The sequence below is a fragment of the Nocardia sp. CC213A genome (genome assembly GCF_030766805.1).
Taxonomy (GTDB): domain Bacteria; phylum Actinomycetota; class Actinomycetes; order Mycobacteriales; family Mycobacteriaceae; genus Nocardia; species Nocardia otitidiscaviarum.
In genome coordinates this window covers 387,574-403,971 of record NZ_JASFXA010000005.1, presented here as the reverse complement: position 1 = coordinate 403,971, position 16,398 = coordinate 387,574, and the positions used below count along the sequence as shown (strand labels likewise).

General features: G+C 63.6%; 9 protein-coding genes. 2 read left to right on the top strand and 7 right to left on the bottom strand.

The features are described from left to right. A partial coding sequence (locus QJS31_RS12615) for an AAA family ATPase (protein WP_306356781.1) occupies positions 1–779 on the top strand: 779 nt, incomplete at its 5' end. 79 nt (positions 780–858) lie between these two features. Beyond that, entirely contained in the window at positions 859–2,553 is a 1,695-nt protein-coding gene (locus tag QJS31_RS12610) for a hypothetical protein (RefSeq protein WP_306356780.1), read from the top strand. 900 nt (positions 2,554–3,453) lie between these two features. On the opposite strand, the gene QJS31_RS12605 is transcribed toward QJS31_RS12610, so the two are convergent. The 7 genes from QJS31_RS12605 to QJS31_RS12570 all read right to left on the bottom strand — a co-directional run bounded on the left by QJS31_RS12605 (position 3,454) and on the right by QJS31_RS12570 (position 16,134). After that, a complete protein-coding gene (locus QJS31_RS12605) occupies positions 3,454–3,903 on the bottom strand; it encodes a hypothetical protein (RefSeq protein ID WP_306356779.1) in 450 nt (149 codons plus the stop codon). 38 nt (positions 3,904–3,941) lie between these two features. Then, complete coding sequence (locus tag QJS31_RS12600) at positions 3,942–4,784, bottom strand: WXG100 family type VII secretion target (protein ID WP_306356778.1); 843 nt, start codon at positions 4,782–4,784, stop codon at positions 3,942–3,944. Positions 4,785–4,794: 10 nt separating this feature from the next. Further along, on the bottom strand, positions 4,795–5,100 hold the full coding sequence (locus QJS31_RS12595; RefSeq protein ID WP_306356777.1) for a hypothetical protein: 306 nt from the start codon (positions 5,098–5,100) through the stop codon (positions 4,795–4,797). Position 5,101: 1 nt separating this feature from the next. Continuing rightward, entirely contained in the window at positions 5,102–5,830 is a 729-nt protein-coding gene (locus QJS31_RS12590; RefSeq protein ID WP_306356776.1) for a hypothetical protein, read from the bottom strand. 1,051 nt (positions 5,831–6,881) lie between these two features. Continuing rightward, positions 6,882–7,322, bottom strand: coding sequence for a hypothetical protein (locus QJS31_RS12580; RefSeq protein WP_306356775.1), 441 nt, complete (start codon positions 7,320–7,322; stop codon positions 6,882–6,884). A gap of 1,169 nt (positions 7,323–8,491) precedes the next feature. Further along, positions 8,492–9,439: a DUF4262 domain-containing protein gene (locus tag QJS31_RS12575; protein ID WP_306356774.1), complete on the bottom strand. Its 948-nt coding sequence runs from the start codon at positions 9,437–9,439 to the stop codon at positions 8,492–8,494. Between the two features lie 71 nt (positions 9,440–9,510). Beyond that, a complete protein-coding gene (locus tag QJS31_RS12570; RefSeq protein WP_306356773.1) occupies positions 9,511–16,134 on the bottom strand; it encodes a PA14 domain-containing protein in 6,624 nt (2,207 codons plus the stop codon). Between the last annotated feature and the right edge of the window lie 264 nt (positions 16,135–16,398).

Here is a 16,398-nt window from a genome sequence, read left to right as displayed (position 1 = left end):
ACGGGCAGCTCTACCACCCGCGCGCGCTGGCCGGGCTGCCCGATGTCGAGGTCCTGGCCCGGATGCGCGCCAGCGAGGTACCGGTGCTGGTGTACGGCCCGCCCGGCACCGGCAAGACCAGCCTCATGGAAGCCGCCTTCGGTGACCTGTACACCGTGGCCGGGGACGCCGACACCACCGCCGCCGATCTCGTCGGCGAGTACACCCAAACCCCGGACGGGCGCTTCGAGTTCGTGCACGGCCCGCTCGTGCGGGCGATGAAGGCCGGGGCAGTGTTGTTCATCGATGACGCCACCCTCATCCCGCCGAGCGTGCTGGCGGTGGTGTACCCCGCCATGGACGGCCGCCGCGAGATCGTCATCAAGGCCCACGGTGGGGAGATCGTGAAAGCCGCCCCCGGGTTCTTCGTGGTGGCCGGGCACAACCCCGGCGTGCACGGCGCGATCCTGTCCGAGGCCCTCGCGAGCCGGTTCGCGTTCCAGGTCGAGGTGACCTCGGACTACGAGCTCGCCGAGGGGCTCGGCGTGGACGAGCGCGCGGTGGCCACCGCCCGGGCGCTGGCGGTGCGGGTGACGCGCGGGGAGATCGGGTGGGCTCCGCAACTGCGAGAGCTGTTGGCATTCGCCAAGATCGCCGCTGCGGTCAACCCCGCCACCGCCGCCGCCAACCTCATCGGCACCGCCCCCGAAGAGGACCGCGCCATCGTCGCCGAAGTCGTCAAGGCCGAATTCGGCACCGCCTACAAGCCGCTGTCGCTGGGCGCGCGCCTCAAGTTCTGACCCCGCCCCGGTGTCCCCGGGCACCCGCCCGGGGACACCGGCCCCCACCCCCGAACCACACCCGAAGGGACCGCCCACCATGACCGCCCCGCACGTGACCGCCACCCGCCCCGCCCGCCCGCTCACCACACCCACCGACCCCGGCTGGGAGGCCCTGTCCGTGGCGCTGACCGCCGAAGCCCCCGCCATCGCAGGGCGCGGCGACCTGACCGCGACCATCGCCCCCGGCGCGGGCACAGGCGCGCTGGCCTGGTTCGACCCCGACACCGCCACCATCGCGATCGAGGGCACGAACCTGGGCATCGCCCCCGCCACCGCCCGCCCGTGGCGGCCCGCCGACCGCACCCGCTACGCCCCCACCTGGGGCGCGTTCGTCCACGAATGCGCCCACGCCCGCCACACCCGCTGGACCACCCCGCCCCGCCCGACGGAACCCGAGACCGCCGGGGCGGCAATGCTTCTCGAGGAAGGCCGCGCCGAAGCCGCCCACCTGCGCCGCCGCCCCGGTGACCGGCACTGGCTGCGCGCGGCCGTGCGCGAGCTGGTCTTCGCCGACACCGGCGGACTCACCAACACCGAGGCGCTTGCCCCTACCCGCTACGCCGCCGCGCACGCTGCCGCCCTCATGCTCGCCCGCATCGATGCGGGGGTGCTCACTGCCGCCGAAACCGCGCCCGCTGCCGCCGCCATCGAAGCCGTGCTCGGACGCGACCTGCTGCGGCAGCTGCGGACGCTGTGGCGCATCGCGCACCGGCTGTCGGACACCAACGCCGGGGGCATGCTCGAACTCGGGCGGCGCTGGTTCGCCCTCGTCGGTCCCGAACCACACACCACCCCTCAACCCGGTTCGAGCTTCGGTACCGCCATCTCCGGCAGCCTCGGTGACATCGCGAAAGCCGTTGCCGAGCACCGGCTCCCGGCCGACCCCGCCGCCGCCGCCGACCACGCCGCCCGCAGCGAGGCCCGTGACGCCGACCGCGCCGCCATCACCGCCGCCTCGGTGTTCCGCACCCGCATCCGCCCCGGCACCCACGGGCACCGCACCCGCACACCCCGCACCGAAGAACGCACCGCCGCCCGGGCGCTGGCCCGCGCACTCAACACCGCCAGCCAGCGCGAACGCGCGACCAGCAAGACCACCTCCGCGCTGCCGCCCGGGCGGGTACGCATGCGCGGGGTCATGGCGCGGGAAGCCCAGCGCGCCGCCGGTGCTCTGCCCACCGCGCAACCGTTCACCCGCACCACCCGCAAACCCGTCCCGATCCCGCCGCTGCGCCTCGGCATCGCCTGCGACCGGTCCGGGTCGATGCGCCGCTTCGTCGCGGACACCGCCTCGGCCGCCTGGATCCTGGCCACCGCCGCGCACCTGGCCTCGATGCCCGCCGACACCGCCACCCTCGCCTTCGGTTCCAAGGTGTTGCCCATCACCCACCCCGGCACCGTCCCGGCCAAGGTGACCGAGTTCCCCGCCCCCGACGACTACGAGGCCATCGACACCGCCATCGACGCCCTCGACGGCGCACTCGGACTGTCCCGCCCGGAGAACACGAGGCTGCTGGTCATCATCTCCGACGGCCACTTCGAGGACATCCCGCGCCGCGCCGCCCAAAAACGCCTGGACCGGTTGCGCGCCAGCGGTTGCGCGGTGCTGTGGCTGACCCCGCACCCCCGGTCCACCCCGCTGACCGGCGCGACCGTGCACACCCTCACCGACCCCGCCGCCATCGCCGCCGCCATCGCCCGCGCCGCCGTAGCGGCCGTACGCGACGCCTGACCAACCCCGCCCCGCTCCAGCCCCGGGGCGGGGCACCCCCCCACCAATGACACCCCCGGCGCGGTGTACACCGTGGCCCATTTACGCTCGACCCGACCGGGGTCGCGACCTCGGTCGGGTGCCAGGTCCCCGCGCCCGCGCACGCTGCGAGCAACAGGCAGGGCGGTGCCGCTGCCCGCAACCTGAATTCGCAGCCTCGCTTGCCGTCTGGTCCTGTGCTGCAACGAAAAGTACCTCGCCGAGCTGACGACGTCCTACGACTGCGACCCCGCGCCGGGCACCTGTTGGTTGCTGAGCGTCGCCACGGATTCGAAGTCTTCGTGCGAGCGCTGCAACATATCCATGGTGAGCACGGTGCGCCGACTGGATTGATTTCCACGGCTGCCGGAAAGGCTATGACGCCCGAGCCCAGGGGGTTTCGGATCTTGTTGCACAGTCACTCTGGCGAGGCGCAGACAACCGCACGGAGGTTGAATACGAGGTGGGAGAAGGCCCGGGCTCGGATCCGGATCTGACCGCTGCCTACTGGAACGCGCTCATCTAGCCGCATCGTGGTGGCCGAACCAGCCAAGGCGGGTGCGGCAGAAGAGACAGGGCCATTCTAGTCTCTGTCCGGGACGTGGCTATGCGTGATCGCCCGACAGGAGCCGTTTCAGCTCGTATAGCCGCTGCTCATCTATCGGCAGGCGGGACGTGGACGGTAGGCAGGGTCGAGCGGGACGGGCCTGACCTGGTGACCGTCGTGCGTGAGTACGTCTACGAATCCCTGTGGCGGTGTGCCTGTGCCCAGGCCGACGAACAACCCTGCGATGCCCGGTGGGGGGATCAGCGTGACCCTGCCGGTCACGTGCTGGCCGACCGGGTAGAGCTGCCGAGCGATTTCGAGGGTTGCTGGACACATCAGCCGCGTACCGCTCGTGTCTCGCGAATCAAAAACTCGATGGACTTCCGGGTTTGTTCATTGGTCAATTCCATTCGATAGAGTTCCATCGTTCCGATCCACCGCCCAATCTGGACGCGGAATCTATTGTCGGGCGCGATCCAGACGTCCTCGTCGAATCCATTCTGCGGCTCGTAGCTCGGCTCATTTGGCTCAGAAGTCCCATCTTCGGTGGAACGTGACATCACCAGCTGCCCGACACTCGGCCCCGAGGAAGGTGCCGGACGGCATCCGGTCGAATACCCGATCGGCCTATCGTCACCTGCGGCTTCTCGGTATTCAACGTCTGCTGACAGTTCGTTCTTGACGAACTCCGTGAATTCGGCGCACAGCCGCCCTTGACTGTACTCACTTGGCCCGTCCGGAGTGGAATTCCCGAAGAACCCGCAGCCCCCCAGCGCAACGAGCATAAGGAGTATAGTCGCGGTAACTCGGTGGCTGGACTTATTCACTTCCAGCCCCAATCGGAACCATTGCCATCGGCCGTCGAGAAGTCGGAGAACAGGAAGATATCCGGCTGTGGCCACTGGTTTGTCGACGAAAACCCGACCTGCCCCTGGGTCAGGTATTCCAGCCGATTGCTTGACGCCGAGGTGCTGGTTAGAGCATTCACAATACTCCCCATGATTCCAATGATTGTTCCAGTCAACTCGGACACCGCATCCACAAAAGCTGAGACGAATCTGAGGCTGAGAATTTTGCCAAAGAAGTCCTTCACCGTGTTGATGAGGTCGACTAGCTTCTCTTGCAAGCTCATATAAAATCCGGAAACGTCTTTGGCGATGGATTCCAGCTCGCTCGCGGTCGATTCAGCGACATTAATCATCGCATTGAAGGCTTGATCCTGCTGCCTGAATCGCATACTTTCGTAGGCTTCGGCCCCCTCGCCATCCCAAGTGCTCTGGAGCGTGAATGTTGCACGTTGGGCAGCCTGAGCCAGAATCACATCATTCTTGATGGATCGCCATGTTCCGGCCTTCGCTATGAGATCAACCGGCAGATCCATCCCCACAATGAAGACCTCAAGGGCGAATCGGGTGTCCCCGCCAGTTCCATGAAGCATGTTGTTCACGTACGTTATCGCCTCATCGCGCTTGTCCTTCAACCAGGCGATATGCGGTAAATCGTCAACGCCGTAAACGAGGTCCTCCACCCATTTCGGGCCAAGATTACGCCGCTCGACGATGAACCAATCAAACTTGTCGTAAATCTCGTCGGCCAGGTTTGCGACGGCGGCCTGGTTGTTCTTGACCTTGTTAATGGAGTCTTGAAGATCGGTTTGATACGTCACCGTCGCTGCCCTAGTTCAATCCCTCGAAGGTGTCCTGGTTCACCTGTTCTTGTTGTGCATAAATCTGCCGACCTGTCCTCAAAGCCGCACTCACGGCACCACACGCTTTTATTCCCTCGGAGAGTCGATCAAAGGCATAGACCGGAACAGTCTCGTAGATCGCAAAGAACTCAGAAAATATGCCCACCTTGGATTGATCCAGCGAAAGCTGATTTTGCGCCTTTACGGATGCGTTTGCTAGTTTAACGCCAGCATCAGTCCAGGCATGTTCCGCTTTTCGAAGTTCTTCCAAACTTACGGATAGACTGCCTGCCATGTCAGCTCCTAGTGCTCTCTATCAGATTACGCCGATGCGCGTCCTTTAGCTCGGTTAGTTGTTCATCGGTGTAGCGCGACCAGTCCCGTCGAACTGCGTATCTAGGTTGCGACGCGCGGATCCTATGGACGCACTCGAATATCTCGCCTTCGATCTGGTATGAGTCGGCGCAACCGCTCCACTGGGACCACACCTGAATAGAACGGATCCGCTCAAGATCGCCTAAAATACTTACTGCTGGTTCGTCGTTCACCGTGGCCGAACCATGAGCGTGATACTGGCGAAAACTGTATAGCTGCGCCTGGAGTCGGGAGTACTCATCCCAGGTTTCAGCCTCGAGAAGAAGGATAGTTCGTGCGCGGCTTGACAGAAAATGACTATGCGAATAGTCGGGCCCGAGATATCCACCACTAGCGGCGGTGAGATATGCGAGACGCCGTGCTACTGCCGCGTTGTAGGCGTTCAGAAGCTCGCGCCCCACCTCATGCGGGGAGACTTGGTACTGCCAGTTCGATGTGAATTCGAACGCCACGGGAAGAAGCCCGGCATCTACTTCCATCGAAACGAAGGACGATCCGCGGAGGGTCTGCGCGATGGCTTCCTCTCGACGTGTGTCAAGTGCTGCCGGTGGACGCTGCGGTGCCTGCGGCGCTGAAGTGGGCGCGCGGTACGGCTCTTCTTCCCAATCGTCATCACCGTTAAACCCGAAGTTCACATGCTTGATCGTCATCGCGCGGAACGAAACCCCCTGCTCAACCGTCCGGTCCGATTCGCGACCCTACCAATAAACCCACGGGAGACCAACAGGAAGACCGCTGGCACCCACAGCCGCATACCTCATTCGGGATAGGCCATGGATGCCATCGAGGTGGCGTCAGCAGCAGTAATAACGTGCGGGACTATCAGTCGGGAGTAGTCTCGCGACACGCTCACGTTCATGTGCCTGTCCCCCGGGGACGTCACGAATCCTCAGCTTCGCGGTGAGCACTGCGCCGCTCAGCGCGCCGCAGCGTCACCACTTGCGCACCGTTTCTCGCGACACACCCACCTGCCGCGCCACCTCGGTGTTCGATCCGCTCTCTGCGCAGGCCAGCACGATCCGAGAACGAAGTGCCATTGCCGGGGCGGTCTTTCGCCGACGAGACCAAAATGACCACCCCCACACACCCCGCAGCGCCCACACCCGCCGCGCTGCGCGTGGTGTATCTGGCCAAGCACTTCGGCAGCGACGACCAGTGGCCCCTGTGCACCACCGCGACCGGGGTCGCGGCCCCGGTCGTGCGCCGGGGCCCTCGCACCGAACCTCGCCGGGCGCGTCGCCGGAGCCGTGTGCATCCTGCGCAAACTCGACACCGGCTCCGAGGTCGTCATCTGCACCAACACCGCGGCCTGGCCCCGGGCCGCCGCCCTGCCCGCTAACCCCGCCCGCCCGTTCCGCCCACGTATCGGAGGTCGAATTCCATGGCGTTCTACGAGATCGCCGCGTAGCGGCAGACGACCTGAAGATCGGAGACACACTCGGCGAGGACCGCATCGAGCACATCCTCGAATCGTCGATCCCGGAGACGAAGCCGACGGCCTCGTCTCCGCCTTCGAGATCATCCTCATCGACGGCCGGTCATTCATCACCGGCGTGCTCGACGAGTTCACCGTGCCACACCACCACCAACGATCCCGTGGCCTGCGGCATCATCGGAACGAATCGAAGACCTGGACTCAAAGACCCGGGTGGTGGTCTCGAAAGACGGGGTGTTTCACTCTGCTATCTGGGACCGGTCAGTTCAACTACCGCGCACCCGATCTCCGCAGTTGGCCGTGACATGCTCGATCACCGTGTCTACCGACACACCGATCTGCGCACTATTCTTGACTCGCCGATCCAAGTCGGCGAGCGTTTGGCTGGGGTTGGCCATCTCTGGGGTGGCTTTGTCGCGAGCACTGATCGCCTGCTCCAGCGCATCGGCCAACGCCTGCCATTCTGTAGCGATCCCTTCAGGGGCCACGTCGGCGACCTTCCCAATTTTTGTCACGACATCCAGCGACGGCACCGAGGACGCGACACCAATATCGCCCACCTCGGCGACCGCGTCGCAATACGCTGACGCCGACGAGCCACTACCCCCGCAGCCGACAAGGGCAGTGACGTTGAGACTGAGGACAGCCACCGCGACACCGGCGGTAACTGCACCGCGCAACAGCGTGACGTGCTTACGTACAGGCATGGAGCAACTTTCTCGGGATTGCGTCAGTTCAGCCCCATCTGGACGGCCTTCGTGACAGTACAGTGCTACAAGGAATAGAGTTCATCCGAGTGATATTTTTTGATGCAACCGTCCATCTCGAATACCAGGTCTACAACTGAATAAACTCCGATAGTTCTGAATTGTTCGGATGCAACAAGATTGGTGACTTCAGCTCAACCGATCGATAACTACACCATTCGTCCTCATACCTCCAGGTTCCGCCCATTCATATCCCACGCCTGAAGGGAAGAGTCAACCCACCCCAAAATTACAATCGCCGAAGGGTGTGTGTCGGATCTCTGGTGCATCAGGCGAAGTACCAGATATCCTTACAGAAAGATACTCTCCTGGAGGCACTTCATAAATCATCCCTGCTGGCTCGAAATGGATCGCGATGGACTCGTCTCCGAACGGGCCAACTGTGAACCCCATCTCAAAGCCTGGTTCGTATGCCACTTTCGCTCTGCCGACTTTCCGAGAATATCATCCATCGATTTCGGCACGGCGGGCAATATCAGACTCATCCCCAACGTATCCAGGTCCTCGTCGTTCTGCGTGCAAACGCTCGTGCTTCATGCCACTTTCTCACATGTCACCTGCAGTCTTTCAACCGATTGTCCGGAACGCTGGCGATCGAGCTAACCGAGCCGACGAAGAGAATCGGGGTCGGACCTAGCAAATATATGAGCAACGGAAGCCGCGACGATCAGGGCAACGCTTTCACGCTGAATGTAGTAGAAAGTGGATGCGTCTGTGACCTGACTGACGACGAGTTCAACCAAGTTGTTCTGGAGCTACCCGCACTGATGCTGCGTGGATTCGGTGATCCTGTTAAGCACCCGGTTCCCAATGGTTCCTTGCTGAAGAATCTGCTGCCTATTAGTCATATCCGACGTTGTGAACGAGGACGGGGTGTCACCGTTGGTCACGTAGTAGGTGTGGATACCGCTGATGGTGAGGTTGTGGACAGTTTGGTCGATAATCGGGCTGCAGTCGCTGATCCACGTGACAGTGGTCGTGCCGATCCCAAATCCGCCCACTGCCGCAGACAGGTAAGCCATCGACTTCCAGCTCCCGATCTATATGATCTCGCCGGGCAGCGCCACCAACGGTGGAAATTACCTGTTGTGTTCGCTCTCACGGTCGTTCTAAGGCTCATGCCAAGCACTGCTCACGCAGCCCTCCTCGTAGTCCCACAACCCATTGTTCACGCCCTCATCCAAGAGACGCTTCACAGATTTCAAGTCAGCGTCAGATGGAACATTGAACGCGAGTATGTTGAAGGCCTCAAGGCCTGCGCCTTCCACGCCGACAGCAGCGAAAGCGGCTAGCACGGCTTTCTTACTGCCCGCGAGTGGACCATCCAGTAGGGGGATGATCCGAATCGTACAGTTGCCGGAAGCAGACACTTTCCTTATTGCGTAACGTTCTCCACTTTCGCCTGTGTGAACCTCGAAGGTGTCTCCTTTCGCAACATCCCTGACCCACCAGGGTGTACTGTCGATCTCGACAACGCCAGGGCGTGCCGTCAGCCTCGCCCATACTTTCTCATGGTCAACCGGGGGCCATCCAGTATCGTCTGAAGTAATTTTGAATATCAAACATATCCGCTCACTGTTGCAAGCGCGCCTCCCTTCGGACTTCTCCAGATTGCTGCCAAGAAAGCCTTGAGCAGGCTCCCACACTTCGGGCTGTCGATCTGACATCCATTTAGGCGCGTTTTCCTCCCAAGGAAAGTTACCGTCCTTGTCGGGCCAGCACATTGTGAGCGTCGGAAAGTTATCGTCTCTATAGAACTGTAGAGCTTTACCTAGATACTGTTCATATTTTGAATGCTGAAACTCCAAGAACACCACTGGATAGTTGTTGAGGATATCATTGGATATCGCTCCCGGCGTGAATCTCGAACCCTCGGATACAAGTTCGCAGACCGACGCAAGAAGGCGGGATGATGTCTCATAAGGTAGACCGAATACTGCCATTTCAGGATGACCATATCGGTGGTACAAGCCGATTGTATATGCGTACTCGGGTTCTCCAGAACTTTCCGGTAGCACTCCAATTACATGAAACGAACGCTCGCTAACATCAGTCATTACTTGACGGTCAGGACCTTGCGCGGCGAACCTCCGTGTCGGCCCACATAAATCACAGTTCACGTTATGCATCAGGCATCCCAAATCGTATCATCGCGTCGGTTTGCTATCACGATACCGCCTCCGGTCCATTCGTTTCGCCTCCCTGGTGCGTACGGTGGCCCCCCGCTGCTCCGCGGATTGTACGAGACACTGTCGCTCTTCCAATTGTTGCAGCTTGCGCAAAGTAACTGGCCGTTTTCTGGAGTTCCCGATCCTCCGTTGGCTTTCGGGTCAATGTGATCAACCTGCCATGAGTTTGGGTCCGTTGGGACGCCCTTCTTCGACTGCGGTGGCTTTGTAACGGGGTTTCCGCACCACTCGCAGATGTTCGTGCCATTGTATTTTGCTTTGTTATCGGTAGCAACTTGTTGCTTGCCAGCTGGGGTGAATGGCTTATTTTTTCGACTGCCCGGCGGTGACATCGGGCAGTTGTGAACGAGCGTCTGTGCATTGGCTACAACAATGTAGTACGTATGCACTCGACCCACTGACAGATTGTAAACGCTTTGGTTTCTGACGGTGCCTCGGTCGCGCACGGCCGATACCAGGAGAATTGGATCGGAAGTGTCGTCCCCAGGTTGTGTATCTGGTAGTGGACGAAGGCGATCGCCGACTTGAATTTCTCCAACGTTAATCCAACCCTTGTTCTCGACCCAGAATGGGTGGCCAGCGGTGGCAGTGATGACGTTAGGCGATCCCTCAATTGCGATGTCGACGAGATGTTTGGTGCCACGTCCCGAAATAACGTCAGCGACAGGTTGGACCCCGGTTTGGCTGGTGGCAGGATCTGTGGCCACAACCAGATCCCCGACTTCGATCTTGCTGATCGGCTTCGTTGTCCCGTCGGCCATCACTACCAAGGTGGTGGGTACAAAGGAATTCGCACAGACTGCGTCATCGACGGCTTTGGTGACATCGGGGGCATTCTTTGCCGCGTTCTTGGCGGCTGCACCAATGAGTTTGCCGCCGGGGACGAGGCCGGCTGCGGCGATGGCGGCATCCTTGACGTTGCCCTGGGCAAGGTTGCCCGTGACTTCGACGGCCGCGCCGACGGTGCCGATCGGGCCCGGGACGTAGGAGACGACGGCGCCGGCTTTGGTGGCAACCTTGGCGACGCTTCGCCAGGAGAAGGTACCGGCGAGGTCGTAGTTGTTGATGGGGTCGGCGCTGACGTAGTCGTAGGCGTTGGCCGAACCTCCCGCGACTGAGTCGACCTGCAGGAAGCGGCCAAGGATGGGCAGGTAGGTGCGGGCGCCCATCTCGATTGCCTGCAGTCCGGCGAGGTGTTCGACAGGGCGCTGGTTCTGCCCAAGGTATCCGTAATCCATGCCGCCGGTGACGGTTTGGGGGATGGGGATGTCCTCGATGGCTCCGGTGACGGGGTTGATGTTCTGCCCGTACGGGTCGTAGAGATAGATGCCGGAGGTGCGGGCGGCGGTGCCGTCGGAGGTGAACAGGACATCGCCGTGCAGGTTTGGATATGACCAGTTTGTAACCGCGCCTGGTTCCTGGGTGCCGTAGTTCTTGGTCAACAGCACACCGCCGGGTAGCGGGATGAGCCGTTGCAGCATATTGCCGTTGGCGTCGAGGACGACGTCGGCGGTGTCGGATTCGGTGGTGTAGCCGTAGTGGGTTGTGCCATTGTCCTCGGCATCGGGTGCGCCGGTGACAGTGCGGGTGGTGAGCCGGTTGGTAGCGTCGTAGGTGTAGGCGATCTTGGTGCCGTCAGTTGTTGTGGTGGAGGTGTGGCGTTTGGTGGCGTCGTAGCCGAGGGAGTCGGAGCCAACGGTGGTGGCGTCGCCGTGGTCGTCGTAGGCGAAATCCAGGGTGAGGTCGCCGCTTGTGGACAGCAGGCGGTCGGCGTGGTCGTAGCAGTATGTAGTGGTCGTCGCCGGGGCTCCGTCGTGACTGTCGGTGACGCTGGTGCGGTTGGTGTTCAATCCCGCGTTGGTGGCGGGTCCGCAACCGCCCTCGCCGTCGAAGGCATAGGTGAGTTCGTGGTGTGGCACCGACGCCGCGGCGAGCCGACCGACGGTGTCGTAGGTGTAGGCGTAGGTGGCGATCGTGTCGCCGTCGAGGGTGACCACGTCGTCGGTGACGCGTTGGTCCTGGGAGCGGGTGACCGTGTCGACGACCGTTGACTCGGACGTCTTCCAGGTCAGGGCCGTGAGCATGCCGGCGGGACTGCGGGTGAGGGAGTCGAGTCGGGATCCGTTGCCGTACACCACTTGTGCGAGTTCCCCTGCCTGTGACCAGGTGGAGGTGGCGAGGGTAGTGCCGTCGAGCGCGGTGCTGATCAGTTGGGAGGCGTCGTTGTAGGTGTAAGTCAGGGTGCTGGAGACGCCCTGGACGGTGGTGACATCCTGAGTCAGGCGTCCGGCCTGGTCGTAGGTAGCGACGTTTTCCACACCGTGGACGTCGACGGTCTTGACCGTTTGACCGAGCAGATCGATCGTGGTGGTGATCGCTCCGGACTCGTCACTTACCCGCCGGGTCAGCGGGTCGCCGTTGACGGCCCAGTCGGTAGTGATCGTGCGCGAGGGCTGACCGCCGAAGGCGGGGTGGGTCAGTTCGACTACGCGCCCGCGTGCGTCGTAGGTGGTGCACGACCAGTCGCCGTCGCCGATCCGTGTGGCTACGGTTTGACCGGCCTCGTTGTACACCGACTCAACCGCCATCGCTGCGCCGTTCGCTGGCTTGGCACTGGTGACAGTTTTAGCCATCCCGGCCTGATTCGCTGCCGGAGCCGAAGAGTCGCACGGGTTCGCGCGGGTCTCGCTTTCTCCGTAGTACACGGTCGTCGTGCGTTTGTCAGGATCGCTGATGTCCCCCGCCGGTGTGGCGTTTGCCAGTTCGCGGAGGTAACCATCACCGGGCTTCTCGTATGCACGCCACCCAGTGAGATTGATCCCGGCAGGATCGGTGGTTGAGGAAACCGCAAGTCCATACACTGGGTCGACACCTGCATCCGGGGCCGCGTAACTCGTCGCGTTCTGTATCGACGGGGCGCGTTCGACCGCTCCGCCGGAAGTGTCGTGGATGACCTTGCTGGTCTCGAGCCCGTACCGGGGCGCGAGGTACTGACCTGGCACATCAACCGATGTACTGGTGCCTGGTGGTGTCCACGTGAAGTCGAGTGCGCCGCTGTCGCCGGTGCGGTTGTAGTAGTCGACGCGGATGCGATGCCAGCTACCAGCGGTCTGATTCGTATAGGTGCCTGCGACCGTGGTGCTGGCTTTGTCGGTCCAGCTGTCCACCAATAGGACGTCATCGATCCAGAGCCGGACTCCGTCCGTGACGGTGAATCCGAGACCGTACTCCCCGGCCTCGGGGAATAGGAGTTCACCGGTGAAGCGCGCCGACCAACCGTCGGAATTGCTCACCGGCGCAGACGATGCCCACGCACCGGACAGCGCGCCGTCGGCGGCTCCGGTGCCGGTCTGCCACAGCGCCGGGACTCCGGCGGTGTGCGGGTTGTCGTAGAACGCGGCTTCCAGCCCGACCAGGCCCTCGTCATAGCTGAAGTGACGGTGCGGCATGGAGGTCGCGCACGCGGGGGTCGGTAGCTGTCCGTTGAAACAGGTGGCGGGTGCGGGACCGTATTCGTCGGTGGGGCGGTCGGCGTGGTCGTAGAGGATCGTTGAGCGGCGACCGGCCGCGTCGACCGCGGCGGTGGACTGGTCTTTGGCGTTCCACTCCGCGTAGATCGTTGCGCCGGAGAGGTCGGTGGTAGACAGGGCGCGTCCGGCGTCGTCCCAGACTACGGTGCGGTCGGGTGGTGAGTTGATGTCGCCGGTGCCTTCGACGTTGACCACGGAGGTGCGATTGCCCAGGTCGTAGCCGTAGCGGTGGATGGGTCGGTTGCCCATGTAGCCACCGTCGGAGGAGGGGCCGGTGACCGCGGCGGCGCGCCAGCGGGCGGGCATGCCGGGTTCTTCGACGATCTTGGCGTATTGGATGGTGGTGTGGGCGAGGGTTTGTGAGGGGAACTGTTGGGTGGCGGCCCAGTCGTAGCCCAACGCGCCGCGGGCGAAGCTCATCGGCCCGATCGAGGCGAGCAGTTCGCGGCGTTTGATCTCGCTGGAGGTCTTGTTGTACTCCTTTTTCACCTCCGCCAGGTCGACGTAGCTGAAGTCCTGCATGGCCGCGCCCGGATTCTCGATCCGGGCCAGGACGTTGAGCACGTACCAGAGCAGTGTTTCGGTGCCGTCCCAGTAGGTGATGCGGCACAGCTGATGTGCGGGTGCGGAATTCGCGCCCGAGGGCAGTGGTGTACCGCCGTAGCAGCTGTCGCTGCCGTCGGTGTTGTAGTGCAGGGTGTGCGAGCGGCCCGAGACCGGGTCGTGGATTTCGGTGAGCCGTGGCGGGGTGCCGCTGTAGCGGTACTGCAGCGACGCGGGTTTCTTGCTGTCGAGCACGCTCGACACCTCGGCCAGGCTGCCGTCGGCGTGGAACAGTGACACCACGCCGTTCTCGGTCACCGACAACCGGCCGTGGCTGTCGAAGGCGACGACGCCGTCACGACCGGGTGGTGGGGTGTAGCCGCCGTCGGTGCGGGCCCAGCTGTGTTTGCCGCCCGCGCCGTCGGTGAGCACGACCGCGCCGTCGAGCATCGCGGCGTGGCTGTAGGCGCTGGCCGGGACCGACAGGGTCCAGCCCGGCGGCAGCGGCGGCGGGTCCGACGGGGACAGCCACTGGCCCGACACCAGTTGCGGGGCCAGATTGTGCAGGCGTTGGCCGCCCATGTCCTGGGTGGACTTGACCCACAACACCATCGCGGGCGGGTTGGGCGAGTGGTGGTAGAGCTCGACTGTGATCGCGACGCGTTGACCGACGGTCAAACTCACTTCGTCGTCGCGTTTGGGGCCCGGGTCGAGGAAGCCGCTGCCGACCACGGTGGTAACCGGGTCAGGGTTGTCGTAGACGAGCTGGTCGTCGATCCAGATCTTCGCGCCGTCGGTGTGTTCTCCGGCGAAGCGGAAATCACCGCTGGCGGGGGCGTCGAAGTAGCCCTCCCACCGGATCACATACCAGTCGTCGACCAGACCCGGCGGCAGCGGGTCGCGGTCGGTCTCGTCACCGAATTGGTTGCCCCAGTGCAGATCGACCTGCGACTCGGTCCGCACCAGCACCGGAACGTCATCCGGGGTGCCGTCGTGGCCGGAATCGTTGAAGTACGACGCCCGTACACCGCGGGGCACACCGTGGGCGCGGGAGTTGTAGGCGAAGGTGACCCCGGCAGGCCCACCGAGAGCGGAGAAGATCGGGCCGGAAGCGTTGTAGCGAACGTTGCCGTTGAACAGGTTCACCGTGATCGGGCCGAGCGTGTCGGTCGGTGTCGGTCCCGGATCACCGAGGCGTTGATCGATGGTGAAGTGCCCCACCCACGTCGCGGGGGTCAGCGTTTGGCTGCCCTCGGCCATGGTGTCGACGGTCCAGGTGTAGCGGCCACCGTCGGTGACCACGTGGCGCGGGACCGTCCATTTCGGCTGGGCCAGACACCCGGATTGGGCGACGCTGCCGGTGCGGCCGTCGAAACCGGTCGAGACCTTGAAGCAGTACTTCGTGCCGTCGGTGGCACCGTTCGCGGTGACTTCGAGGGTGGGGGTCTCCGTCGACAGGATCGCGTCATCGGCCGGAGCGACCAGCACCGCTTCTGGCCCGGTCCCCGGGTCGCCGCCGTCGGCGAACTCGACGACGAGGTTGGCTTGCAACTCCTTGTAGGAGTGGGCGCCGGCTTCGGAGCCGGTGAGCATGAACCACATCTCGGTCGCGCCCGCGGCGACCTGATCGGCCAACGCGGTGGTCAATTCGGCCGATTGCAGGACACCGGTATCGGTGACCGACGCCGTCGCGAGTTGCGCACCGAGCCCGTCGTATCCGGGCGGGGTCACCGCCTCGGACACGGTGACCGGGGCGGCCAGGAACATGGCCGGGTCCGCACTGGTGATCTGCAAGTCCATGTGCGCACCGGTGATCGTGCGTCCGGCCACGGCCGCCAGGTCGAACCGGATCGCCGAGCGCCACACCTCGGGGGTGCCGAAGACCGGCTTGTTCGTGCCCGCGCGGATACCGCAGGTATCCACGCATCCGGCCGCGCCCTGCTTGTAGGCGATGGTCTCGACCTGGCCACCGAACCCGTAGGTGAAGGTCGGATCGACCACCACCGGGAACACGCGCGCCGGGTCGGTCAACCAGTCGAGGTCGACAGCCACGGTCAACAGCCACGCGTCCCCATCGGCGGTGAGGGTGTAGCTGCCGCCGGTGCGTGCGGTCGAGGCGCCGTCGTCGTCGGCGCCGGCCGAGTCCCACACCGTGATCGGCGGCAGCACCGCCACGACCTGCCCGGCCGCATCGGCGATCTCGACGGTCTGCCCGTCGGTGGACGGGGTCCACGTGCCGGTGTCGAGGTGAAAGGTCCACTGGCCGTTGCCGACCGCGTCGGCGGTTTTGACGAACAGCAGTTCCTTGACCGCGCCCTCGGTCACCTCGTAGGTCAGGTCGACCCCGGGCAGCACGTCGCGGTACCACGCCACCGAGTCGACCACCGACCGCTGGGAGGTATCGGCACCGACAAGCCCCATCGTCACCACCGATTCACCCGCGTCGACACGGACCAGGTCCGTCTCGGCGGCCGACGGCGCGAATTCCACCGTGCCCGCCGCCGATTCGGCGACCTCGGAATCCGGCCGTTCCACCACCCGGGTCTCGCGCTCGGCCCAACCGCCCTGGCCGTCGGGCACGCTCACCGGCGCCTGCGACAGCACTACCGAGCCCGTGCCGTCCCCTTGGGAGATCGTCACCGACTTCTCATCTCGCGCGGTCTCTCGCGGACTCGACGACCCACCAACGGCGTCGGCCGCTCCCGCGAGGGGCAGGAAGTCGGCGTCGGGTGTCGGCGCGGCTTCCTCCGGACG

What these genes read in the sequence shown, in the direction of transcription:
- QJS31_RS12610 (WP_306356780.1), top strand. Translation starts at nt 859, where the DNA reads ATGACCGCCCCGCACGTGACCGCCACCCGCCCCGCCCGCCCGCTCACC.
- QJS31_RS12605 (WP_306356779.1), bottom strand. Translation starts at nt 3,903, where the DNA reads ATGCTCGTTGCGCTGGGGGGCTGCGGGTTCTTCGGGAATTCCACTCCG.
- QJS31_RS12595 (WP_306356777.1), bottom strand. Translation starts at nt 5,100, where the DNA reads ATGGCAGGCAGTCTATCCGTAAGTTTGGAAGAACTTCGAAAAGCGGAA.
- QJS31_RS12590 (WP_306356776.1), bottom strand. Translation starts at nt 5,830, where the DNA reads ATGACGATCAAGCATGTGAACTTCGGGTTTAACGGTGATGACGATTGG.
- QJS31_RS12580 (WP_306356775.1), bottom strand. Translation starts at nt 7,322, where the DNA reads ATGCCTGTACGTAAGCACGTCACGCTGTTGCGCGGTGCAGTTACCGCC.
- QJS31_RS12575 (WP_306356774.1), bottom strand. Translation starts at nt 9,439, where the DNA reads ATGACTGATGTTAGCGAGCGTTCGTTTCATGTAATTGGAGTGCTACCG.